The organism is Mycobacterium sp. 852014-52144_SCH5372336 (assembly GCF_001665615.1).
Classification (GTDB): domain Bacteria; phylum Actinomycetota; class Actinomycetes; order Mycobacteriales; family Mycobacteriaceae; genus Mycobacterium; species Mycobacterium neumannii_A.
This window is the reverse complement of the sequence record NZ_LZSW01000018.1, coordinates 131,247-153,034: the sequence shown is the minus strand read 5'-3', so window position 1 is coordinate 153,034 and position 21,788 is coordinate 131,247. Positions and strand designations below refer to the sequence as shown.

At 66.1% G+C, this 21,788-nt stretch carries 21 protein-coding genes; 6 read left to right on the top strand and 15 right to left on the bottom strand.

The window, feature by feature from the left end:
* Positions 1-15: 15 nt before the first annotated feature.
* Positions 16-1,584 (top strand): VWA domain-containing protein, encoded by a 1,569-nt coding sequence (locus tag A5759_RS03225; RefSeq protein WP_231984520.1) that lies wholly within the window; start codon positions 16-18, stop codon positions 1,582-1,584.
* A gap of 141 nt (positions 1,585-1,725) precedes the next feature.
* Here the strand turns inward: A5759_RS03225 and A5759_RS25490 are convergent, their stop codons facing one another.
* The 4 genes from A5759_RS25490 to A5759_RS03210 all read right to left on the bottom strand — a co-directional run bounded on the left by A5759_RS25490 (position 1,726) and on the right by A5759_RS03210 (position 5,145).
* Positions 1,726-2,460, bottom strand: coding sequence for a M14 family zinc carboxypeptidase (locus tag A5759_RS25490; RefSeq protein ID WP_197505936.1), 735 nt, complete (start codon positions 2,458-2,460; stop codon positions 1,726-1,728).
* A 151-nt stretch (positions 2,461-2,611) separates the two neighbouring features.
* Positions 2,612-4,111, bottom strand: coding sequence for a hypothetical protein (locus A5759_RS03220; RefSeq protein WP_156616781.1), 1,500 nt, complete (start codon positions 4,109-4,111; stop codon positions 2,612-2,614).
* A gap of 306 nt (positions 4,112-4,417) precedes the next feature.
* Positions 4,418-4,828 carry a DUF2752 domain-containing protein gene (locus A5759_RS03215; protein WP_068193639.1) on the bottom strand — a complete coding sequence of 137 codons (411 nt, stop codon included), beginning with the start codon at positions 4,826-4,828 and terminating at the stop codon, positions 4,418-4,420.
* Positions 4,825-5,145, bottom strand: a complete 321-nt coding sequence (locus A5759_RS03210) for a CD225/dispanin family protein (protein WP_068193636.1) — start codon at positions 5,143-5,145, stop codon at positions 4,825-4,827. The genes A5759_RS03215 and A5759_RS03210 overlap by 4 nt, the downstream gene beginning before the upstream one ends.
* Positions 5,146-5,293: 148 nt before the next feature.
* Between A5759_RS03210 and A5759_RS03205 the strand changes: the two genes are divergently transcribed.
* Together A5759_RS03205 and A5759_RS03200 are read left to right on the top strand one after the other, a co-directional pair.
* Positions 5,294-6,046, top strand: coding sequence for a beta-phosphoglucomutase family hydrolase (locus A5759_RS03205; RefSeq protein WP_231984519.1), 753 nt, complete (start codon positions 5,294-5,296; stop codon positions 6,044-6,046).
* 2 nt (positions 6,047-6,048) lie between these two features.
* On the top strand, positions 6,049-8,400 hold the full coding sequence (locus A5759_RS03200; RefSeq protein WP_066849796.1) for a glycoside hydrolase family 65 protein: 2,352 nt from the start codon (positions 6,049-6,051) through the stop codon (positions 8,398-8,400).
* A 6-nt stretch (positions 8,401-8,406) separates the two neighbouring features.
* On the opposite strand, the gene phoU is transcribed toward A5759_RS03200, so the two are convergent.
* The 5 genes from phoU to guaB all read right to left on the bottom strand — a co-directional run bounded on the left by phoU (position 8,407) and on the right by guaB (position 13,884).
* Positions 8,407-9,066, bottom strand: coding sequence for a phosphate signaling complex protein PhoU (phoU, locus tag A5759_RS03195; protein WP_068193630.1), 660 nt, complete (start codon positions 9,064-9,066; stop codon positions 8,407-8,409).
* Between the two features lie 70 nt (positions 9,067-9,136).
* Positions 9,137-10,873: a GMC oxidoreductase gene (locus A5759_RS03190; RefSeq protein WP_068193626.1), complete on the bottom strand. Its 1,737-nt coding sequence runs from the start codon at positions 10,871-10,873 to the stop codon at positions 9,137-9,139.
* A gap of 42 nt (positions 10,874-10,915) precedes the next feature.
* On the bottom strand, positions 10,916-11,122 hold the full coding sequence (locus A5759_RS03185) for a zinc-ribbon domain-containing protein (RefSeq protein WP_066849288.1): 207 nt from the start codon (positions 11,120-11,122) through the stop codon (positions 10,916-10,918).
* A gap of 24 nt (positions 11,123-11,146) precedes the next feature.
* Positions 11,147-12,274: a GuaB3 family IMP dehydrogenase-related protein gene (locus A5759_RS03180; protein WP_197505940.1), complete on the bottom strand. Its 1,128-nt coding sequence runs from the start codon at positions 12,272-12,274 to the stop codon at positions 11,147-11,149.
* A gap of 56 nt (positions 12,275-12,330) precedes the next feature.
* Complete coding sequence (gene guaB, locus A5759_RS03175; RefSeq protein ID WP_068193623.1) at positions 12,331-13,884, bottom strand: IMP dehydrogenase; 1,554 nt, start codon at positions 13,882-13,884, stop codon at positions 12,331-12,333.
* A gap of 177 nt (positions 13,885-14,061) precedes the next feature.
* Between guaB and A5759_RS03170 the strand changes: the two genes are divergently transcribed.
* Positions 14,062-14,466: a DUF5319 domain-containing protein gene (locus A5759_RS03170; RefSeq protein WP_064345682.1), complete on the top strand. Its 405-nt coding sequence runs from the start codon at positions 14,062-14,064 to the stop codon at positions 14,464-14,466.
* Here the strand turns inward: A5759_RS03170 and A5759_RS03165 are convergent, their stop codons facing one another.
* From A5759_RS03165 to A5759_RS03155, 3 genes are all read right to left on the bottom strand, one after another.
* On the bottom strand, positions 14,467-15,597 hold the full coding sequence (locus A5759_RS03165; protein ID WP_068193620.1) for an anti-sigma-D factor RsdA: 1,131 nt from the start codon (positions 15,595-15,597) through the stop codon (positions 14,467-14,469).
* Complete coding sequence (locus A5759_RS03160) at positions 15,590-16,168, bottom strand: sigma-70 family RNA polymerase sigma factor (RefSeq protein WP_068193617.1); 579 nt, start codon at positions 16,166-16,168, stop codon at positions 15,590-15,592. Before A5759_RS03160 ends, A5759_RS03165 begins: the two co-directional genes overlap by 8 nt.
* An 88-nt stretch (positions 16,169-16,256) precedes the next feature.
* Positions 16,257-17,039 carry a hypothetical protein gene (locus tag A5759_RS03155; RefSeq protein WP_068193615.1) on the bottom strand — a complete coding sequence of 261 codons (783 nt, stop codon included), beginning with the start codon at positions 17,037-17,039 and terminating at the stop codon, positions 16,257-16,259.
* Positions 17,040-17,407: 368 nt separating this feature from the next.
* Here A5759_RS03155 and A5759_RS03150 point away from each other — a divergent pair, with 368 nt between their 5' ends.
* On the top strand, positions 17,408-17,698 hold the full coding sequence (locus A5759_RS03150) for a WhiB family transcriptional regulator (protein ID WP_064419454.1): 291 nt from the start codon (positions 17,408-17,410) through the stop codon (positions 17,696-17,698).
* Between the two features lie 13 nt (positions 17,699-17,711).
* Here the strand turns inward: A5759_RS03150 and A5759_RS03145 are convergent, their stop codons facing one another.
* Positions 17,712-18,767: a 3-deoxy-7-phosphoheptulonate synthase gene (locus A5759_RS03145; protein WP_068193612.1), complete on the bottom strand. Its 1,056-nt coding sequence runs from the start codon at positions 18,765-18,767 to the stop codon at positions 17,712-17,714.
* Between the two features lie 478 nt (positions 18,768-19,245).
* Between A5759_RS03145 and A5759_RS03140 the strand changes: the two genes are divergently transcribed.
* The gene (locus A5759_RS03140; protein WP_068193610.1) at positions 19,246-19,599 is read left to right on the top strand and encodes a DoxX family protein; all 354 of its coding nucleotides are present in this window, start codon (positions 19,246-19,248) and stop codon (positions 19,597-19,599) included.
* Between the two features lie 64 nt (positions 19,600-19,663).
* Here A5759_RS03140 and groL read toward each other — a convergent pair whose 3' ends face one another.
* Together groL and groES are read right to left on the bottom strand one after the other, a co-directional pair.
* Positions 19,664-21,286: a chaperonin GroEL gene (gene groL, locus A5759_RS03135; RefSeq protein WP_068193607.1), complete on the bottom strand. Its 1,623-nt coding sequence runs from the start codon at positions 21,284-21,286 to the stop codon at positions 19,664-19,666.
* 94 nt (positions 21,287-21,380) lie between these two features.
* Positions 21,381-21,683, bottom strand: a complete 303-nt coding sequence (gene groES / locus A5759_RS03130; RefSeq protein WP_046754122.1) for a co-chaperone GroES — start codon at positions 21,681-21,683, stop codon at positions 21,381-21,383.
* Between the last annotated feature and the right edge of the window lie 105 nt (positions 21,684-21,788).

The following is a 21,788-nucleotide window of genomic DNA, read 5'->3' as shown; positions in this document are numbered from 1 at the left end:
ACTTCGGTGCCGACGGTGTTGATCCTCGACGGGTCGGGATCGATGACCCAAGCCGATGCACCCGGACCACGCATCGATGCCGCCAAGAACGCCGCCCACGGACTCATAGGCGCAATGCCCGAGAGCTCGACGATCGGTCTGCAAACCTACGGCACCACAACGGACTCGGCCCCCGAGGACAAACCCGCCGGCTGTCGCGATGTCACCACCCTCATCCCGCTCGGACCGCTCGACCGCGACAAGATTAACGCCGCGATCGATCCCATCACACCCTCGGGCTACACCCCGATCAGCCTGGCCCTGACCGCCGCTGCCCACCAATTGCCCGCCGATGAGACCCCCCAAGCGATCGTGCTGGTCTCCGACGGTGAGGAAACGTGCGACACGCCACCGTGTGACACCGCCGCCCATCTCAAACAGACCCACCCCGGGTTGACCATCTCCACCGTCGGTTTCAAAGTCGAGGGCCCCGCCGCCGACCAACTTCGCTGCATCGCCGAAGCCACCGGCGGCATCTTCATCCAAGCCGCCAACGCCGACCAACTCGCCGCCCGCCTACTGGCCACCCAGGACATCGACCAAGCCAACACATCGTTGTCCGCCACCGGCTTCGGCGACATCGCCCTCGGCACCACCGTCGACGACATCCGAGCCAAACACGCCGACTTTCCCGATGTCGCCGACACCGGGTCGGTCACGGTCACTTGGATCGACTGCGACTTTGGATTCAACGACGGCACATTGGAATCCATCAGCCCCCACAACCACGGCCATACCATCGACGGTGTCACTGTCGGTGACCCCGTCACCGAAGCCGGCAACTTCTACGGAGAACCCCTGAGCGCAACGCCCAACAGCGACGGCACGACTACTGTCATCTTCGACGCTGACCCCAACTCGGACCACGCATACAAGATGACCGTCGACGGCTACACCCGGATCGGCGACAAGCTATCCGGCACCATCAGAACCATCGCCCTCTGCCGATGCAAACCACGCGCGAGCGCTAATCCGACCAGGCCATCCGGTGTCAATGACGACACCATCCGGAGCATGACCCTCCCGGCTGGGACATGCGGAAATGGTTCCTATGGTTGGGAGAACACCGTTCCGATCACCCTCACGGAGGGTCGGGGCGAAGCACGAACCTCGTCCGGTGAATTCGCGGGCGCATCGATCAAGGATGCCACGTTGCTCGGATGGCTCGACGCCGATGGGGACGGAACTGAAGATGCGGTTGTTAGTTTCGTCTGCTTCGGCTCCACGTTTGACATGTGCTGCGCCGGACGTTCATCGATGATGAAATTTCTGCGCGTGTTCGACTTTTCAGCCCCGACGCCCCAGCCCGTTGGCGAAACGATCATGCCGGGCAATTCACCGGTACGCGGTGAAACCTATGGAGAAGCCCGCTTTATTGATCAGGTGCGCGTTGATGCCTCGGCAATTCTCACCGAGGAAAAATTGATATATCCAGATTCCGTAGAACCAACCGCCGACCTCGGCCACTCGCCGTACGCGACGATCGAAGTCACGCATCGGTTCACCAACGGTCAGTGGACTTCAAGTGATCGGGTCATCCGCTAGAGAGTTGCTCTTCGACAGGACGATGCCCTTCGTCGCCGGCAACACGTGCGCGGTGAGCGTACTCGCGTACTCCTCAACCGCCGATCGCCTGGAGCAGCGCAGGCTTCAACCTCTCCCAGACCGCCCTCGGATCAGATCCTTTCAGCACCTCAATAGTAAGGACCGGTATTCTGCGGTCACGCCCAATGTAGGACCCAACGAGCCTGGTGTCGAAGCGAACGCGGATGACGCCTGAACTGGAAAACCACTAGATGCCGAAAAGCGTTCCGCTAGTCCACGAGCGGGGCCGTCGAAGTTTATGAACTGATCCCCGGCCCATGCGTGTGAAACTATCACCAGGTCTGGGCGACTTCGGTCGATGACGTCAACCAGCGTCTTGGATTCCGGCTGGCTCAACGGAGTCTCGCCGTACTCTGGGTTTCCGGTGTCGAAGTTGCTCGCGGGAAAGTTGCGGTTGACGTCAACGCCGTTGGCGTTACCACGACTGCTCGCAGCTCGACCGTCGGGATTGGCGTCTTCCAGAATCGTCAACGTCACATCATCACCGAGGTCCGCAGCCTCGAATGCACCGGGCAACTGCTTTGTCGTGTAGACGCCCTCGGTTTCGTCGCCGTGAATCCTACCGATAAAAAACACGGTGCGGGGGCCGTGACCGAAAGATCGGGCCCGAATCGGCCGACCCTGCACCGAGACGCCCACCACCTCCCAGTCCTGCGCACCAATCACCGCGAGCTTCACGGCCTCCGACGCGGTTGAAACCGGCGACGCGGTAGACGACGCTTGCGGTGGGTCAACTGGTTTTGCGTCCGGTGTGTCTGATCCTGAATCACAGCCGGTGTTCAATGAAGCAATCGTGGCAACGATCGCTGTGCCCACGCGTATCGCCTTCAGCACTGCTGAATTCCGGGCGGCGAAGTCGTCGTATAAACCGACGGGATGTAAGCCCCGTTGTCCAGTCGGTACCAGATATTACTGTTCCCGACTCCGGTGTTGGACCGCATGTCACCGGTCGTCTGACAGACAACCGTCACCGAGTATCCGTCCTGCAGGTCGGTAGGGACCAGTCGATCTGCCGCCGTATAGGGGGCGTTGCGTTGTTTAGCCCGCAGCTTCCCCCCTCGTCACAGGTGCCGGCAATCGTCATCTTCCATAGCTGCCGGGGAGCGGGAAGCCCTGACGGGAACTCAACGATGGGCGTAGTGCGCCAATCCCCCTTCGGAATCGGCGGGTGCCTCGATGTGGTGGTGACGCCGTGGCTTGGCGTCGCAGTTTGGTTGTCGCCTGGAAGAACATTGCTCAGCACGGCGGTCACACCTACGACCACGAGCAACACCAGTAGCCCCCACAACAGCAACCGGTTGCTGCTGCCGCCGCTGGACACAGAGGCCGGGGCCGAAGCGGCCGTCGCCATGGGCGGGGAAAGCTGCTGTCCGAGCGCCGGCATGATTGTCTGTTCGAGCCGAGCGCTACGCCCCGCAGTCTTGCGGGCGTTGCGGGCCGCCTCGATATCGCACCACGGGCAGATATCGGTCCCCGCCGGGATCTGATGACGAGGTTGACGAGCGCAGCTAATGATCTGAATGCGCGACAGCGCCTGCCGCCATTCGTCAGCAGTGGGTCGCGCGCCTGGATCGCGGGCACCCAGGGTGAACGCACGGGTGAAAAGCTCCTGAATCTCATTGGGCAGGAAATTGGCCGGTGGCGCCAACGGATGAGTAAGTAACAGTGACCCCGGACCGCCCGCCCAGTTTCCCTGGTGGGCGAGTGTCAGCGCATCCGGCTGGTCCCCCGCACCGGTCCAGATTCCTCTCAGGAACGGATGGTTGCCCGCCATGATCAGCAGATGGATGTGTAACCCAAGCGCGAACAGGTCAGACGTCTTGTCACGGGCGGTGTGCCGCAGGTCGACCTTGGCCAGCTCCGGCGCCGTGAATTCCGGCCGACCCAATGGCGATAGATACTGACGTCCATCGGGCCCCGTGAACTGCATCGAATCGCAATCAACGAGGGTGACGCGGACGGTGTTAGACACCAATATGTTTCGCTCTTGGAAATCGCCGATCACAGCATCGACATGATGCACCACATCGACGGCCAGACACAGGTTCGCGGCGGCGGTGACCAGGTGCGCCCACGTCGCCTCCGCTGGCCACTGCGGCGCAGTCGGCAATGGGTTGGCCCGGTTGGATGGGTTGCTCAACGAGTGGATCTCCACCGCCTGTGCTGTGTTGATGCGCGGCATCACGAACCCGACGGGTGCGCCGCCGCTGTGCAGCACCTTCTGCGGCCATGCCAGCACCACGAACCCGTCGGTCTGCACGGCACCTTCGGGCACCGTACCGGCCATCGCGGTAACTTTTGCGAGCTTTTCGTGAAGGCCGACCAGGTCGCGGTGGAAAACCTTGGCCGCGATGTCTGCCCGGTCTGCGAGGCGATAGATCGTCCCCTCGCCGGCCTTCGCCAGCACTGACCCCAGTCGCACCTTTGAACCGTCGGCGAGAGACAAACAGGTCTGCGGGGCGCTCACCCGATGGCCTTCCGACTCGATGGGCGCTTACTTATGGTGGGTGTGCATTTTGCCATCTGATGTGCAGGGAAGTCGTCGAATCAGGTCGTCCGATCGACGGACACCGTCGTCTTGTGCGCCCCGTCGGCCGGCGCCGATTCCGGCGCCGAGGACAGGGGCCGAGACAGGCCTCCGACGGTCGACGCGTCTCAGTCTCTCGATCCGTAGCGGCGGTTTAATTGTGGCGCGATCGGGGCCCAAATGTCTCGACACGGGGCATCGAAACCGGACCGCAATCCGGCTGCGTGTCTGATCACTGCGACGACGTCACACCTGCAGCGCGGTGAACGGCTCAAACGGCAAGTTGCGCACGACGAACCACGCCATGGTCAGCACCACCGCCACCGGCGCCGACCACCGCAGGTGCTGCCAACTGCGCACCCGCGCGCCTGCGATACACCCGTAAATCCAGGTCCCGTACGCCCACAGCAGGAACACCAGCGCGAGCACGCCGAGTGCGTTGAACCGGACCGCCGCGGCGACGTCGAGATGAAGCAGCGAGTAGATCATCCGCAGGCTCCCGCACCCGGGGCAGTCGATGCCGAGCAGCGCCTTGGTCGGGCAGACGGGCAGTATCCCCCCGGGAACCGTCGGATCCGCCAACCAGATCGCCGCGCACCCGCCCGCCGCGACGGTGGCGACCGCCAACGGCGCGGCGAGCGAGCGCACGCGCGTCACATGTATGCCAGCCCGCCGCCCGCCAGGCCGATGATGAGGTAGATGACGATGACGATCGCGCCGGCGATCGCGCCCCAGATCGCCCACTTCTTGGCATCGTCGGACGCCTTCTGCGCCTGCGCGTACTGGCCCTGCGCCCACAAGCCGTTCACTTTGGCGGCGTTGATGATCGACACGATTCCAAATGGCAAGCAGCACAACACCGTAACGAGGATGCCCCACACGAGATTGCTGTCGGGCTGCTGTGCCGGGTAGCCACTGGGCGGTGGACCATAACCCTGCGGCGGCGGTGGCGGAGGCTGAGGCGGATAGGTCATGGGGTCCCTTTTCTCGAGTAGCACCCTGTCGAACCGACAAGCTCGCTCAATATAAGGCAATTGTTTGCTGAGTGCGTCAATTTCAAAGCTGCAGTAAGTTCATCGACGCGCAGGTATGTCTGCGCGCGATGACGGGAACGGGTGGTTTGTGCCTGAAACCGAAAGACTAGGTCTGCCCGCTGGGATCCGCGCCGCATTGTTCGACCTCGACGGCGTGTTGACAGACACCGCGAGCGTGCACAAGAAAGCATGGAAGGCGATGTTCGACGACTTCCTCCGCCGACGAGCGGAGCTCACCGGCGAGGCGTTCACACCGTTCGACGTGCAAAGTGACTACCTCACCTATGTCGACGGCAAGAAGCGCGAAGACGGGGTGCGGTCGTTTCTGTCCAGCCGGGGCATCGAGTTGCCCGAAGGCGATCCCGACGATCGGCCACCGCAAGAGACGGTTCACGGGCTGGGTAATGCGAAGAACGACTTGTTCCAACAGATCCTGCGCACCGACGGCGTCGAGGTGTTCGAGGGCTCACGCCGCTATCTGGAGGCGGCCTCGGCAGCGGGCCTGGGCATCGCGGTGGTGTCGTCCAGCGCCAACACCCGCGAGGTGCTCGACATGACTGGGCTGGCCGAATTCGTCCAACACCGCGTGGACGGTGTCGTGCTGCGCGAAGAGAACATCGCAGGAAAACCCGCGCCCGATTCGTTCCTGCGCGCAGCCGAGCTTCTCGGCGTGACACCCGAACAGGGTGCTGTGTACGAAGACGCGATCTCCGGGGTGGCGGCAGGACGGGCCGGAGGATTCGGCCTGGTTATCGGCGTCGATCGGGTAGGCCACGCAGAAGCGTTGCGGCACAACGGGGCCGACATCGTGGTCACCGACCTGGCGGACCTGCTCACGTGAGCCTGCACGACGACGTCTACCCCGTCGAACCGTGGCAGATCCGCGAGCAATCGCTCGACCTCGACATGCTCGCACAGTCGGAGTCGTTGTTCGCGCTGTCCAACGGCCACATCGGCATGCGTGGAAATCTCGACGAAGGCGAACCACACGCTTTGCCCGGCACCTATCTCAATTCGTTCTACGAGGTTCGCCCCCTTCCGTACGCCGAGGCAGGATACGGCTGGCCTGAGGACGGGCAGACGGTCGTCAACGTCACCAACGGCAAGTTGATGCGCCTGTTGGTCGACGACGAACCGTTCGACGTGCGTTACGGCGAACTGCTCGACCACGAACGAGTTCTCGATTTTCGGACGGGCACGCTCAGACGCACCGCCTGCTGGTGTTCACCGGCAGGTAAGCGGATCAGAATCACTTCCACGCGGATCGTTTCACTGACCCAACGCAGCGTCGCGGCCATCGAGTACATCGTCGAGGCGCAGGACGAATTCGTCCGTGTCACGGCGCAATCGGAACTGGTGGCCAACGAGGAGTTGCCGCCGTCGACGAAGGACCCGCGGGTATCGGCCGTCCTGGAAAGACCGTTGGAGCCGGTGCAGCACGAGCACTCCGAACACGGCGCGATCCTGCTGCACCGCACCCGTGGAAGCAATCTGATGATGGCCGCGGCCATGGACCACGACATCGAGGTTCCCGGTCGTGTCGAGGTGGACACCGGCGCCGGCAAGGACTGGGCCAACACGACGGTCATCTGCGGGCTGCGCCCCGGCCAGCGTCTCCGCATCGTCAAGTACCTCGCCTACGGCTGGTCCAGCCTGCGGTCGCGCCCGGCACTGCGCGACCAGGCGGCGGCGGCGCTCAGCAGCGCGCGCTACACCGGCTGGCAGGGGTTGCTTGATGCCCAGTGGGCCTACCTCGACGATTTCTGGGACGGTGCGGACGTCGAGGTGGAGGGCGACCCCGACTGCCAGCAAGCGGTACGGTTCGCCCTCTTCCACGTCCTGCAGGCCAGCGCGCGCGCCGAGCGCCGCGCGATCCCCGGCAAGGGTCTCACCGGAACGGGTTATGACGGCCACGCCTTCTGGGACACCGAGGGTTTCGTCCTGCCGCTGCTGACCTACACCCAGCCCTCGGCGGCTGCCGACGCATTGCGTTGGCGCGCTTCGATTCTCCCGCTGGCCAAGGAGCGGGCGACGCTGCTGGACCTCGACGGCGCCGCATACCCGTGGCGCACCATCCGCGGCGAGGAGTGCTCGGCTTACTGGCCGGCGGGCACCGCGGCCTTCCACGTCAACGCCGACATCGCAATGGCGTTCGAGCGCTACCGCATTGTCACAGGGGACCATTCGCTCGAAGAGGAATGTGGTCTGACGGTGCTCATCGAGACCGCGCGGCTGTGGGCGTCACTCGGTCACCACGACCGTCACGGGGTGTGGCACGTCGACGGGGTGACCGGACCCGACGAGTACACGGCCATCGTGCGCGACAACGTGTTCACCAACCTGATGGCGGCGGCCAACCTTCGGGCGGCCGCAGAGGCGTGTGCGCGCAATGTCGACGCCGCCCAGACAGCTGGGGTCACCACCGAAGAGATGGCGGTGTGGCGCCACGCCGCCGACACGGTCCACATCCCGTTCGACGAGGAGCTGGGCGTGCATCAGCAGTGTGACGGTTTCACGACGTTGCGCGAGTGGGACTTTCACGCCAACACGATCTATCCACTGCTGATGAACGAGCCGTATGTTCGGCTCTACCCGGCGCAGGTGATCAAACAAGCGGACCTGGTGTTGGCGATGCACTGGCAGGGCCATGCGTTCACCGCCGAACAAAAGGCCCGCAACGTCGACTATTACGAACGACGCACCACACGGGATTCGTCGCTGTCGGCGTGTACACAGGCGGTGATGTGCGCCGACGTCGGTCATCTCGAACTCGCCCATGACTACGCCTACGAGGCGGCGATGATCGATCTGCGCGATCTCCACCACAACACCCGCGATGGCCTGCACATGGCGTCGCTCGGCGGTGCATGGGCCGCGATGGTGGCGGGATTCGGCGGGCTCCGTGACGATGAAGGGGTACTCGAGCTCAACCCCCGACTGCCCGACGGGATCTCTCGCCTTCGATTTCGGTTGAGGTGGAGGAACTTTCGCCTCACTGTCGATGCCGATCACGACGAGGTCGCCTATACGCTGCGTGACGGCCCGGAGGGCGAACTGCTGATCCGCCACGGCGGCGAAGACCTGCACCTGGATTCCCGGGAGCCCACAACCGTTCCGGTTCGCCATTGCCGGCCGCTACTGCCGACGCCTCAACAACCGCCGGGGCGCGAGCCGGTGCGCCGGCGCCCGACCTAGGTCCTGCTACCCGATCTGCTTGTGACCGGGCAGACCGCCGGTCGCCTCGAACACCACGCGCTTGCCGATCTCGACGGCGTGGTCGGCGAACCGCTCGTAGTAGCGCCCCAGCAGCGCCACATCGACGGCCGAGCACACCCCGTCCTGCCACTTGTGGTCGATCAACAGCGTGAACAGGTGCCGGTGCTCGGCGTCGACGGCGTCGTCCTCATCGCGCAGCCGTGCTGCCTTGTCGGGATCGCGCGACAGCAGCACCTCCTGTGCCGTCTTCGCCAGTTGCACCGCGCGCGCACCCATCTCGGCGAAGCTCGCCCGCACGTCGGCAGGCAGCGCGCAATCCGGGTGCCGCAGCCGCGAGATGCCGGCCACGTGGGCCGCCAGCGCGCCCATCCGGTCGATGTCCGCGGCGATGTGGATGGAGCCGACGACCCTGCGCAGGTCACTGGCGACCGGTTGTTGCAGCGCGAGGATCCGCAGCGCCGCCTCCTCGGCCCGTCGGTTGAGCTCGATGATGTGCTCGTGGTCGGCGATGACCTGCTCGGCGAGCGAGAGATCCGCGTCCAGCAGGGCTTCCGTCGCCCGCTCGAGCGCACTGACCGCCAACCCGCACATCTCGCCGAGCTGGGCGCTCAGTGCGGTCAGTTGCTCGTGATAAGCGGTCCGCATCGGCGACTCCCCTCACTCGCAAGATGTGCCGTCGCGATAGCGGGAGTTAGTTACCCGAATCGGCCGATTCTCAACCAGCCGAGGTGACGGGTGGGATCGGCAACCAGCGCAGCGCAGCGGGTGCGTGGGCCGGGACGACCGGGGTCTGCGGAGCGACGGGCGCCAAGCGGCGGTACGGCTGCCCCTGTTCCGGCCGCAGGTCGGACTCACCCTTGTTCGGCCACAGCGAGGCCGCGCGCTCAGCCTGGGCGGTGATCGAAAGTGACGGATTGACACCGAGATTCGCCGAGATCGACGCACCATCGTGCACCGAGAGCGTCGGATAGCCGTACACCCGGTGATACGGATCGATGACGCCGTGCTGCGCGTCGTCACCGATGGCGGCGCCGCCGAGGAAGTGCGCGGTGAGGGGGATGTTGAACAACTCGCCCCAGGTGCCGCCCGCGACGCCGTCGATCTTTTCGGCGATACGGCGGGTGACCCGATTCCCGACGGGAATCCACGTCGGGTTGGGCGCCCCGTGGCCCTGTTTGCTCAGGTAGCGCCTGATACCGAGCCTGTTGCGCTTGGTGAACGTGGTGATCGAATTGTCGAGGTGCTGCATGACCAGTGCGATCAACGTGCGTTCGCTCCACCGCCGGACGTTGAGCAGGCGGATCGTGCCGCGAGGATCCTTGCGCGCGTTGAGGAACAGCTGTTTCCACCGCGGCGTGTCGGTGCCTTCGGGGCCGTCGCCGTCGGTCATCAGCGTCTGCAGCAGGCCCATGGCGTTGGAGCCCTTGCCGTAGCGCACCGGCTCGATGTGGGTGTCGGAGGTGGGGTGGAACGACGAGGTGATCGCCACGCCGTGCGTCAGGTCGAGGTCGTCGGTCACCTCGAATCGTCCGGCGCCGACGATGGATTCGGAGTTGGTGCGGGTCAGCACACCGAGCTTGTCGGACAGGTTCGGCAACATGCCCTTGTCGCGCATCTTGAACAGCAACCGCTGCGTGCCCCAGGTGCCGGCCGCCAGCACGACGTGTGACGCGGTGAAGGTGCGCTTCTGCTTGCGAACCCAGCGACCGGTCCGGACGGTGTGCACATTCCAGAGCCCGTCCGGGCGCTGCTCGAAGCCGGTGACGGTGGTCATCGGGTGGATCGTCGTGCCGAACTTCTCGGCCAGGTACAGATAATTCTTGACCAGCGTGTTCTTGGCGTTATGGCGGCAGCCGGTCATACATTCGCCGACCTCGATGCACCCCTTGCGCGCCGGTCCGGCGCCGCCGAAGTACGGGTCGGGCACGGTCTCGCCGGGCGCTTTGGTGCCGTCCGGGCCGAAGAAGACGCCCACGGGCGTCGGCACGAACGAGTCGCCCACACCCATCTCCTCGGCGACCTGCTTGACCACGCGGTCGGCATCGGTGAACGTGGGGTTGGTGACGACGCCGAGCATGCGCTGAGCCTGGTCGTAGTGCGGCATGAGCTCCGCGCGCCAGTCGGTGATGTCCTTCCACTGCGGGTCGTTGAAGAACGGGTCCGGCGGTACGTAGAGCGTGTTGGCGTAGTTCAACGAGCCGCCTCCGACACCCGCGCCTGCCAGGATCATCACGTTGCGCAGCAGGTGAATCCGCTGGATGCCGTACATGCCCAACTGCGGCGCCCACAGGAACTTGCGCAGGTTCCACGAGCTCCTGGCGAAGTCCTCGTCTTCGAAGCGCCTGCCGGCCTCGAGCACACCGACGCGGTAGCCCTTCTCGGTGAGCCGCAGCGCCGTGACGCTGCCGCCGAACCCCGAACCGATCACCAGGACGTCGTAGTCAGGTTCCATACACCCAGTATGACGTTACCGCGGGGTAACTTTCCACGTCGGTCAGACCGCGACCGCGGTGCCGCAGATGCCGCACACCTCGAATTGGCGACGGTTCCAACGCGCCACCGGAATGAAGAACAGCGAGAACTGCTTGAACTCGCGAATCCGCGACCACTGGGTGGTGTTGTGGCAGCGCGGGCAGGTCCGAACCTCCCCGGCACCGAGATGCTTCTGTTTGGTGCCGTAGCTGAAGAGGAAGAAGAACACCTCGTCCAGGGTAGGCGCGAAGACTCAGCTCCCGACGGTCAGGCCGACCTTCTGGAATTCCTTGAGGTCGCAGTAACCGGCCTTGGCCATCGAGCGCCGCAGCCCGCCGACCAGGTTCAACGAGCCGAACGGATCGTCGGAGGGACCAGTAAGGACCTGTTGCAACGATGGGCGCTCGCCCATCGCGACTTGCAGGAACGCACCCCGTGGCAGCGACGGATGCGCGGCGGCGGCCGGCCAGTACCAGCCTGCGCCCAGCGCTTCGGCCGAGGTCGCCAGCGGAGTTCCGAGCACCACCGCGTCCGCACCGCACGCGATGGCTTTCGCTAGATCGCCGGAGGTGTGCATGTCGCCGTCGGCCAGGACGTGGACGTAGCGTCCGCCGGTCTCGTCGAGGTACTCGCGGCGCGCGGCGGCGGCGTCGGCGATGGCGGTGGCCATCGGGACGCTGATCCCGAGCACCTCGTCACTGGTGGTCACGCCGCTGGTCGAGCCATAGCCGACGATGACGCCGGCCGCGCCGGTGCGCATCAGATGCAGCGCGGTGCGGTGGTCGAGGACGCCGCCCGCGACGACGGGCACGTCGAGTTCGGAGATGAAGGTCTTGAGGTTCAGCGGTTCCCCGTTGGAGGCCACCCGCTCGGCGGAGATGATCGTGCCCTGGATGACCAACAGGTCGATTCCCGCGGCGAGCAGTGTCGGCGTGAGTGCGCGGGCGTTCTGCGGGCTGACGCGCACCGCGGTCGTCACGCCGGCCTCGCGGATGCGCGCTACGGATGCGCCGAGCAGATCCGGGTCCAGCGGGGCCGCGTGGAACTGCTGCAGCAGTCTGATCGCGGCCGAGGGCTCCGGTTCCTTCTCCGCCGCCTCGATCACCTGCGCGATCTTGGCTTCGACGTCGGCGTGCCGGCCGATGAGCCCCTCGCCGTTGAGCACGCCGAGTCCGCCGAGCCGACCGATCTCGATGGCGAACTCCGGAGACACCAGCGCATCGGTGGGGTGGGCCACCACCGGGATCTCGAACCGGTAGGCGTCCAGTTGCCAGGCCGTCGACACATCCTGCGACGACCGGGTGCGCCGCGACGGCACGATGTTGACGTCGTCGAGTTCGTAGGTGCGGCGGGCCGTTCTGCCCATGCCGAGCTCAACCATGTCTCGCATGGCCAGTTTCTCCTGTCAGTACGTTCTGTTCCTCGCGCAAGCGCTCGTCAGCGGTTGTAGTAGTTCGGCGCCTCGACCGTCATCGTGATGTCATGCGGGTGGCTCTCCTTGAGCCCCGCCGCGGTGATCTGCACGAACTGGGCCTGCTGCAACTGCTCGATCGTCGCCGACCCGGTGTACCCCATGGCCGCGCGCAGCCCGCCGGTCAGTTGGTGGATCACCGTCGCCAGCGGACCGCGGAACGGTACCCGGCCCTCGATCCCCTCGGGCACCAGCTTGTCCTCGCTGAGCACGTCGTCCTGGAAGTAGCGGTCCTTGGAGTAGGAGCCGCGCAACGCCCCGGCAGCGCCGCGGCCCTGCATGGCGCCGAGCGAACCCATGCCGCGATAGCTCTTGAACTGCTTGCCGTTGACGAAGATCAGCTCGCCGGGCGACTCGGCGGTGCCCGCGAGCAACGAGCCCAGCATCGCGGTCGACGCGCCCGCCGCCAGGGCCTTGGCGATGTCGCCCGAGTACTGCAGTCCGCCGTCGGCGATGACCGGCACACCATACGGACGACAGGCCGCTACGGCTTCCAAGATCGCGGTGATCTGCGGTGCTCCGACTCCCGCGACCACACGGGTGGTGCAGATCGAACCGGGTCCGACCCCGACCTTTACGGCGTCGGCGCCGGCTTGCACCAGCGCGGCTGCGGCCGCCCGCGTCGCGACGTTGCCGCCGATCACCTCGACCCGGTCGCCCACGGCGGCCTTGATCCGGCTCACCATGTCCAGCACCCCGCGGTTGTGCGCGTGCGCGGTGTCCACCACCAGCACGTCGACGCCCGCGTCCACCAACGTCATCGCCCGCGTCCAGGCGTCGTCACCGACGCCGACGGCCGCACCGACGAGCAGCCTGCCGTCCTTGTCCTTGGTCGACAACGGGAACTGCTCGGTCTTGACGAAATCCTTGACGGTGATCAGGCCGGTCAGCTTGCCGTGCCCGTCGACGATGGGAAGCTTCTCGATCTTGTTGCGGCGCAACAGTCCTAGCGCCGCCTCGGCGGACACGCCCTCCCGGGCGGTGATCAGCGGGGCCTTGGTCATGACCTCGGAGACCGGCTTGGACTGATCCACCTCGAAACGCATGTCGCGGTTGGTGATGATGCCGACGAGCTCACCGGTGTCGTCGACGACGGGCAACCCGGAGATCCGGAACCGCGCGCACATCGCGTCGACCTCGGCGAGCGTGTTGTCCGGCGAGCAGGTGACCGGGTCGGTGACCATCCCGGCCTCGGAACGTTTGACCGTCTCGACCTGACCGGCCTGCTCGGCCACCGGGAGGTTGCGGTGCAGCACGCCCATCCCGCCGGCGCGGGCCATCGCGATCGCCATGCGCGACTCGGTGACGGTGTCCATCGCCGAACTCACCAGCGGCACCTTGAGCCGGATCTTTCTGGTCAGCTGGCTCGAGGTGTCGGCGGTCGCGGGCACCACATCGGAGGCGGCGGGCAGCAGCAGCACGTCGTCGAAGGTCAAGCCGAGCATGGCGACTTTCGTCGGGTCATCCCCACCGGTGGACACCGGCACCGCGATGGGGATGCTGCTTTCGGCGATCGACATGGTGGGGGCCTCCAGATACAAACGCAGCCGAACACTGTCGTCGAGCTAAGAAACCATCCTATCGGCTGGAGGCCGGCATCCCGGTCTCACGTGCCATGACGCACGTAACTATTGATAGGTCGACGACGTGGGCGTGACGGCTAGCGTTATCCCCGCCCCGCTGCGTAGTGTGGACTCGTGCGTGACCACCTGCCTCCGGGTTTGCCACCGGACCCGTTCGCCGATGACCCGTGCGACCCTTCGGCTGCCCTCGACGCGCTCGAGCCGGGCCAGCCGCTGGACCCGCAGGAGCGGACGGCGGTCGAGGCCGATCTCGCCGATCTGGCGGTGTACGAGGCACTTCTGGCGCACAGGGGCATCCGCGGACTTGTGGTGTGCTGCGACGAATGCCAGCAGGACCACTATCACGACTGGGACATGCTGCGCGCCAACCTGCTGCAACTGCTGGTCGACGGTACGGTACGCCCGCACGAGCCCGCCTATGATCCCGAACCCGATGCCTACGTGACGTGGGATTACTGCCGCGGCTACGCCGATGCCTCGCTCAACGAGGCGACGTCGGAGTCCGACGGTTATCGCTGACTAGCTCGGCTCCTCAACCGCGTCCGGGACCATCACCGTTGTGACCGCCGTCCTCAGCGCGGGTGCCTCCACGGTCGGTTGCTGCGACGTCGGCGCGGCCGACGTCACCTCATCCTCCTGCTGCTCGACCACCGAAGGTAAAGACGTCGGCGTCGGAACCTGAACCCGGGTGCTCGGAGTCGGTAGCGGCGTGTCCGCCGTCGGCGTCGGCCGTGGCGTCGCCGACGGTGTCGGTTGCGCTGTCGGTGTGGGCAGCGCCGTCGGCGAGTTCGGAGCCGACGTGGGCTGCGGGGTGGCGCTCACCGTGGGCGGCGGGATGCCCGGGGCAGCCGTCGTCGATGGCGACGGTGACGGTGACGTCGTCCCAGACGGGGGCGTCGACGGTGTCGTCGGCGCGGACGTCGAGGGGGTGGTCGGCGGTGACGTCTCAGACGTGCCCGTCGGCGCAGTGGTCTCCGACGAGGTGGCGCCGTCGCTCGGAAGCACCACGACTTCGGGGAAGGTCGGCGGCGGCGCATTCGGCGGAAGGGTGGCCGCCGGGTCCTGGGCCTCGACCTTGACCGTCAGCTCTTGCCACTGAGTGACCAACTCTTCTTTGCGCACAGTGTCGTTCACTGTCGCCACGGTCGTCGTCAACGTCTCGAGCTTGTCCTGGGCGGCTTGCCACTGACCCTGATCGATCAGCTGCTGCACCTCGGCCATCTGCGTCTGTGCGGCCAGAACGACCGCGTCGTCGCGGGTGTCGTGTTGCTCGCCGAACAGCATGGTCCGCAGGCCGTAGAGCGCGTCGCCCGGCGCGGAACCGGCGACCACCGCACCGAAGCCGCCGATGCACAACACCGCGGCCGCGGCGGACCCCACGACCGCCAAGGACGTGCGCGTGCGGCGGCGCGAGGCCGCGGCCCGGTCGAGCGCCAGCACTGCGTCGCGCGGCGTGACCGTGGCTGTCAGCGGTGCGGTGCGGACCTCGTCGCGCCAGCCCGACAGCAGCTGAGCCAGTTCCGCCTCACTGGGATCGGTCGAGTACACCGACTGCTGTGTGGCCAGCGCATCGAGGAACCGATCGGTGCGGTTGATCTCGTTGAGCGAGGGGTCGCCCCCGTTGGAAGTCCAGCGTCCGAAGTCAGGCATAGTCACGCCCCGTCGCGACGATCTCGGACTTGAGTCGCGCCAGCGCACGGTGCTGGGCGACGCGGACGGCGCCCGGCGTGCTGCCGACCGCCTCTGCGGTCTCCTCGGCGCTCATCCCGACGACGACGCGCAAGATCAGGATCTCGCGCTGCTTCTCGGGAAGCACCGCCAGAAGCTTCTTCATCCGTGCCGACGCCTCGGCATCGAGCGCCATCTGCTCGGGTCCGGCGTCCAGCGAGAACCGCTCCGGCACGACATCGGTCGGGTCGGATCGATTCCTGGCTGCTGCGCGATGCGCGTCAGCAACCTTGTGGGCGGCAATGCCGTACACGAAGGCCAGGAACGGTCGTCCCTGATCCTTGTAACGCGGCAGCGCCGTGATGGCGGCCAAGCAAACCTCCTGGGCAACGTCGTCGGCTGAGAGGCCGCTGCGCTCCGTCGCCCCCACCCTTGCCCGGCAGTACCGAACAACGATCGGACGGATGGTCTCCAGCACCTCCCGGAGTGCGTCCCGGTTCCCTGCCACAGCCTCAGCAACGACAGCATCGAGACGTTCTCCCGAAAATGTCATCGTGGGCGATCTCTCCAACGTTACGAACGGGACCGGATCCGGTAGGCCGGTCAGCTAAACAATAACTTTCACTTCCGTGTTGACCCGGTTACCGCACCGACCACACGCCGCCCCGCCGACGCACTGTATCGGCACAACGATCGCGGATCGCCACCATGTCGACTGTGCGATGCGCGTCGCTGCCGATGTCGGCCAGCAAGCAGGCCAACGCCCATTGCAGCGGAACCATTCCGAAGCGTTGCGTCTGATCGAGTGCGGCGTCGGCGACCGCCCGGGCGGCGGCCACATCACCCGCGCTGCACCGCGCGGCGGCGAGCACGACCGACGACTTCACCTCGTGGCGTACCGAGCCGAAGGCCGCGGCGTCGTCGACGGCGCGCGCGGCGTGACCCACCGCGGCCTCGCCGCGCCCGCGTGCCATCGCCAGTTCGGCCGACACCCAACCCAGCCGAACCCGCAGCCTCGATGGCGCCGGATCACAGATCAGGTCGGCCGCACGGTCCAGCGCGCGCGCCGACGCCTCGAACCGGCCGACACCCAGCGCGTCGGCGGCCAGACCGATCAAGGCGTCCGCGGCCGCTTCGGCATCCGATCCGGCAAGCGCCAATGCCCGGCCGTCCCACCGTCGCGCCCGGGTGTGCCAGCCGAGCTGACGCAGGAACGACGCCTCGGTGCTGTGCGCCAACGCCCGCTCGGGCCCCGAGCTGCCGAACAGCTTCGCCAGATCGACCCGCGCGCTGGCGTAGCGGCCCTGTCCGCCCGCCGCGACGGCGCGCAACCACAATTCGCGCGCAGTGGCGCCGGCAGGCAACGGCCAACGGCCGGGATCGTCACCGAATGCGGCTGCGGCCAGAACGGTCTCTGCGGACATCGAGGCGCGACGGTATCAATTGGCCCGGCCACGGGTTAACAATTGGTGCTCGCAATGTTACTTCCGTGTAAGCCGGCGGAGTTTGCCCACGAATGGGTAATTGACGCGAACTGGAAAAACACGGTCCGCGGTTCACCTCGTGGGGTTCGTTTAGCACCGTTCTCGTTGCCTGTGCGTCGCAATGATGAACGTGAGGTAAATTCTGGGCCTGCGGTTATGTCAATAAGCACATGTGCGGGCTATTGACGGGATTTCGTGAGCGCCCATACTTTGTCTCCACGAGTGGTCATCGGCGACTTGAGCTCGAATCGGTTTTGAACTCACTCATCCGTTCGTTTCCGAAATGGATGTGCAGAGAGGGGTTTCCAATGCCACAACCGCAGCAACTGCCCGGACCCAATGCTGACATTTGGGACTGGCAGATGGCCGGGCTCTGTCGAGGCGAAGATTCCTCCATGTTCTTTCATCCCGACGGGGAGCGCGGCCGCGCCCGCGCGCAACGCGAGATGCGCGCCAAGGAGATGTGCCGTAAGTGCCCGGTGATCGCTCAGTGCCGCGCACACGCCCTCGCCGTCGGTGAGCCCTACGGCATCTGGGGCGGGCTGTCCGAGTCGGAGCGCGAACTGTTGCTGAAGCGCGGTATCCGACGCGCCTCCTGACGGGCGGGGGCGCCTACCCGCGGTCGGCAAGCGTGTGCAGCACCGAATCGGTTGTCGCCCAGTCCATGCACTTGTCGGTCACCGACTGCCCGTAGGTCAGGGGACGGGCTTCGGGAGCCTGCGCACCGGCGACGAGGAAGCTCTCGAGCATCACCCCGCTGACCGGTAAGCCGTCGCGCACCAGCTGCGCGACGTCCGCGGCGACCTGGGCCTGGCGGACGTGGTCCTTTCCGGAATTGGCGTGGCTGCAGTCGATTACGACGCGGCCGGGCAATCCGGCCGCGGTCAGCTTGGCCGCGGTCGTCCGGATGGCTTCGGCGTCGCAGTTCGGCCCATTGGTGCCGCCACGCAGGATGACGTGACAGTCCTCGTTGCCCGCGGTGTTGACCAACGCGCCGCGCCCGAGGTCGTCCATGCCGAAGAAGACGTGCGGTGCGGCGGCGGCCTTGACCCCGTCGACGGCGACCTGGATGTTGCCGTCGGTGCCGTTCTTGAAGCCGACCGGCATCGACAACCCCGATGCCAGTTGACGGTGCACCTGGGATTCGGTGGTCCTGGCGCCGATCGCACCCCACGCGACTGCGTCAGCGATGTACTGCGGGCTGGTCGGTTCGAGGAACTCACATCCGACCGGTAAGCCGATGTCGACGATGTCGAGCAGCAGGTGACGGGCGATACGCAGACCGCGCGCCACGTCGAAGGTGCCGTCCATGCCGGGATCGTTGATCAGGCCCTTCCACCCGATCGTGGTGCGTGGCTTCTCGAAGTACACCCGCATCACGACCTTGAGGCGGTCGCTGAGCTTGTCGGCCACCTTGACCAGCCGGCTGGCGTAATCGAGTGCCGCTGACGGATCGTGCACCGAACACGGTCCCACGACGACCAGCAGCCGGTCGTCGCGGCCAGCGAGGATGTCGGCGATCTCCTCCCGGTCCCGCACCACTCGCTCGGCGCGGCGGGCTCCCAGCGGGAACTCGGTGAGCACCTCGTGCGGGCTGGGGATCTCGCTGAAACCGCGGACCCGCCGGTCCGAGGTGGCGGGCGGGGTGGCGGTCTGCGCCAGATTCATGTTCGGGTGCCTTTCTGGAGAGATTGTGGGCGCCCGGTGAAAGCCCAGGGCCCTTGAATGACGAAAGGCAGCGACCTGGTGGTCACTGCCTGGGCTCCGGGTGGATGCGTCGCTTAGCGCTGCGCTTTATCGGCTCCGCCCGGAGCCTCGATAAAGCGCCAATAGCCGGCGCGCGTCACGATGTTCACGCCGACCAGGTTATACCGGGTTCTGATCTTTGCCAAAACGCGGGCTTAGTCGGGGCGGAGGGGAGCGATCTGCTCGAGGAACGCCCGCGCGGCTCGCGAGGCGCTCGCGGAGACGGCGACGCCGAGGCGACGGACGGTCTCGGGGACCAAGGGCCGCACCACGACTCCGAAATTCGGGTCCGCACCGTCCAAGGGTGTGCTCTCACGTCGGGAGTCCAGCTGTCACACATCGGACGACTCGGTCGTCTATAGGAAGTAGCCGTGTTGTCGACAGTGAAGGAGCATCGACCATGGTCGATCCGTGGTGGCCGCTCGCCGCACTTGCGTTCGTTCAGGTCGTCGATGCCGCCCTGTGCGTGGCACCGGTGGGCTTCATTCGGAAGTGCCTGCAGGATGTGCGGTTTCCGCGGCGACTCTGGTGGATCCTTCCTCCGCTGAAGCTGGCCGCGGCGGCAGGCTTGATCATCGGTATCTGGGTCCCGCCGTTGGCATTCCTGACGTGTGTGGCCCTCACCTGTTACTTCGTCGTGGCGATCACGATGCACATTGGGGCCAGGGATCTCGGCCGCAACTTGTTCATCAACGCGACGGGCATGCTTGCGCTGTGCGTGGCGGCGACGGGATTCGTCGCTGTGGCGATGTGATGCCCGCGCCGCGCACGAGAACACCCCCGGCCCAACTGGACCAGGGGTGTTTCCGTGCCGCTACTCAGTGATGGTGGTGATGGCCGTGGCCGTGACCGTCGTCCTCCGGTTCCTCCGGCTTGTCGACGACGGCGGTCTCGGTGGTCAGCACCATGCGGGCCACCGACGCCGCGTTCAGCACCGCCAACCGCGTGACCTTGACCGGGTCGACGACGCCGTCGGCCGCCAAATCACCGAAGGTGAGGGTCGCGGCGTTGAAGCCTTGTCCCGCAGGCAATTCGGAGACCTTGTTCACCACAACCGCGCCGTCCAGGCCGGCATTGGTGGCGATCCAGTACAGCGGGGAGGCAAGCGCGGCGGCGAACAACTCGACACCGAGGCGCTCGTCACCGGACAGGCTGTCGCGCAGCTTCTCCAGCGCGCCGCGCGTCTGGAGCAGCGCCGCACCGCCACCGGCGATGACACCCTCCTCGACAGCGGCCTTGGCCGCCGCGACGGCGTCCTCCACTGCTTCCTTGCGCTTCTTCAGATCGGTCTCGGTCGCGGCACCCACCTGGATGACGGCAACGCCGCCGGCCAGCTTGGCCAGCCGCTCCTCGAGCTTCTCGCGATCCCAGTCCGAATCGGAGGCCTCGATCTCGGAGCGCAGCTGCGCCTTTCGCGCCTCGATGGCCTCCTTGGTGCCGCCACCTTCGACGATGGTGGTGCTGTCCTTGTCCACCACGACGCGCCGAGCGGTGCCCAGCACCTCGAGACCCACCTCGCGCAGCACCAGGCCGACATCCGGGTTGACGACTTGGCCGCCGGTGACGACGGCGAGGTCGTCGAGGAACGCCTTGCGGCGGTCGCCGAAGAACGGCGCCTTGACCGCAACGGCCTTCAGCGTCTTACGGATGGCGTTGACCACCAGCGTCGAGAGCGGTTCGCCCTCAACATCTTCGGCGACGATCAACAGCGGCTTACCGGCCTCGGCGACCTTCTCCAGGAGCGGAAGCAGGTCGGGCAGCGAGCTGATCTTCTCCCGGTGCAGCAGCACCAGCGCGTCCTCGAGCACCGCCTCCTGGGCGTCGAAGTCGGTGACGAAATACGCCGAGAGGTAGCCCTTGTCGAAGCCGACGCCGTCGGTCATCTCCAGGTAAGTCTCCAGCGTCGAGGACTCCTCGACGGAGACGACGCCGTCGGCGCCGACCTTGGTCATCGCCTCACCGACCAGCTCGCCGACCTTCTCGTCGCGAGACGAGACCGTCGCGACCTGGGCGATGGCGTTCTTCTCCGACACCGGCGTGGCCGCGGCCAACAAGGCCTCCGACACCGCGTCGGCGGCCTTGGCGATGCCCGCGCCGAGCGCGATCGGGTTGGCACCGGCCGCGACGTTGCGCAGCCCGCCCTTGACCAATGCCTGGGCCAGCACGGTGGCGGTGGTGGTGCCGTCGCCCGTGACGTCGTTGGTCTTGGTGGCGACCGACTTGAGCAGCTGCGCCCCGAGGTTCTCGAACGGGTCCTCCAGGTCGATCTCACGGGCGATCGTCACACCGTCGTTTGTGATGGTCGGCCCGCCCCACGACTTCGCCAGCACGACGTTCTTGCCGCGCGGCCCAAGGGTCACCCGCACCGCGTCAGCCAGCTTGTCCACGCCGGCTTCCATTGCGCGGCGCGCGGTTTCGTTGAACTCAATCTGCTTACTCATAAGTGTCTTTCTTTGAGTCGCAATTCGCTATATACGCATGCCGCCCCGGAAATCACCCGTGTGGACGGGGATTCCCGGGGCGGAACACGGGTGCTTACTTGTTGACGACGGCCAGCACGTCGCGTGCCGAGAGGATCAGGTACTCCTCGCCGTTGTACTTGATCTCGGTGCCGCCGTACTTGCTGTAGATAACGGTGTCGCCCTCGGAGACGTCCAGCGGGATGCGCTTCTCGCCGTCCTCGTCCCAGCGGCCGGGGCCAACTGCGACGACGGTGCCTTCCTGCGGCTTTTCCTTGGCGGTGTCGGGGATGACCAGACCGGATGCGGTCGTGGTCTCGGCCTCGTTGGCCTGAACGAGGATCTTGTCCTCGAGTGGCTTGATGTTCACGCTCGCCACGATGGAGCCCTCCACTAGTTAGGGTGTCGATCCGGGTTTCCGGATCTCTCATTTACCAGGTGTTCGGCATGCGTCCGTGCCCACGCACCGTCGTCGCGGGTGCCG

What these genes read in the sequence shown, in the direction of transcription:
- A5759_RS03210 (WP_068193636.1), bottom strand. Translation starts at nt 5,145, where the DNA reads ATGACCTATCCGCCTCAGCCTCCGCCACCGCCGCCGCAGGGTTATGGT.
- phoU (WP_068193630.1), bottom strand. Translation starts at nt 9,066, where the DNA reads ATGCGGACCGCTTATCACGAGCAACTGACCGCACTGAGCGCCCAGCTC.
- A5759_RS03190 (WP_068193626.1), bottom strand. Translation starts at nt 10,873, where the DNA reads ATGGAACCTGACTACGACGTCCTGGTGATCGGTTCGGGGTTCGGCGGC.
- A5759_RS03180 (WP_197505940.1), bottom strand. Translation starts at nt 12,274, where the DNA reads ATGGTTGAGCTCGGCATGGGCAGAACGGCCCGCCGCACCTACGAACTC.
- guaB (WP_068193623.1), bottom strand. Translation starts at nt 13,884, where the DNA reads ATGTCGATCGCCGAAAGCAGCATCCCCATCGCGGTGCCGGTGTCCACC.
- A5759_RS03165 (WP_068193620.1), bottom strand. Translation starts at nt 15,597, where the DNA reads ATGCCTGACTTCGGACGCTGGACTTCCAACGGGGGCGACCCCTCGCTC.
- A5759_RS03160 (WP_068193617.1), bottom strand. Translation starts at nt 16,168, where the DNA reads ATGACATTTTCGGGAGAACGTCTCGATGCTGTCGTTGCTGAGGCTGTG.
- A5759_RS03155 (WP_068193615.1), bottom strand. Translation starts at nt 17,039, where the DNA reads ATGTCCGCAGAGACCGTTCTGGCCGCAGCCGCATTCGGTGACGATCCC.
- A5759_RS03150 (WP_064419454.1), top strand. Translation starts at nt 17,408, where the DNA reads ATGCCACAACCGCAGCAACTGCCCGGACCCAATGCTGACATTTGGGAC.
- A5759_RS03145 (WP_068193612.1), bottom strand. Translation starts at nt 18,767, where the DNA reads ATGAATCTGGCGCAGACCGCCACCCCGCCCGCCACCTCGGACCGGCGG.
- A5759_RS03140 (WP_068193610.1), top strand. Translation starts at nt 19,246, where the DNA reads ATGGTCGATCCGTGGTGGCCGCTCGCCGCACTTGCGTTCGTTCAGGTC.
- groL (WP_068193607.1), bottom strand. Translation starts at nt 21,286, where the DNA reads ATGAGTAAGCAGATTGAGTTCAACGAAACCGCGCGCCGCGCAATGGAA.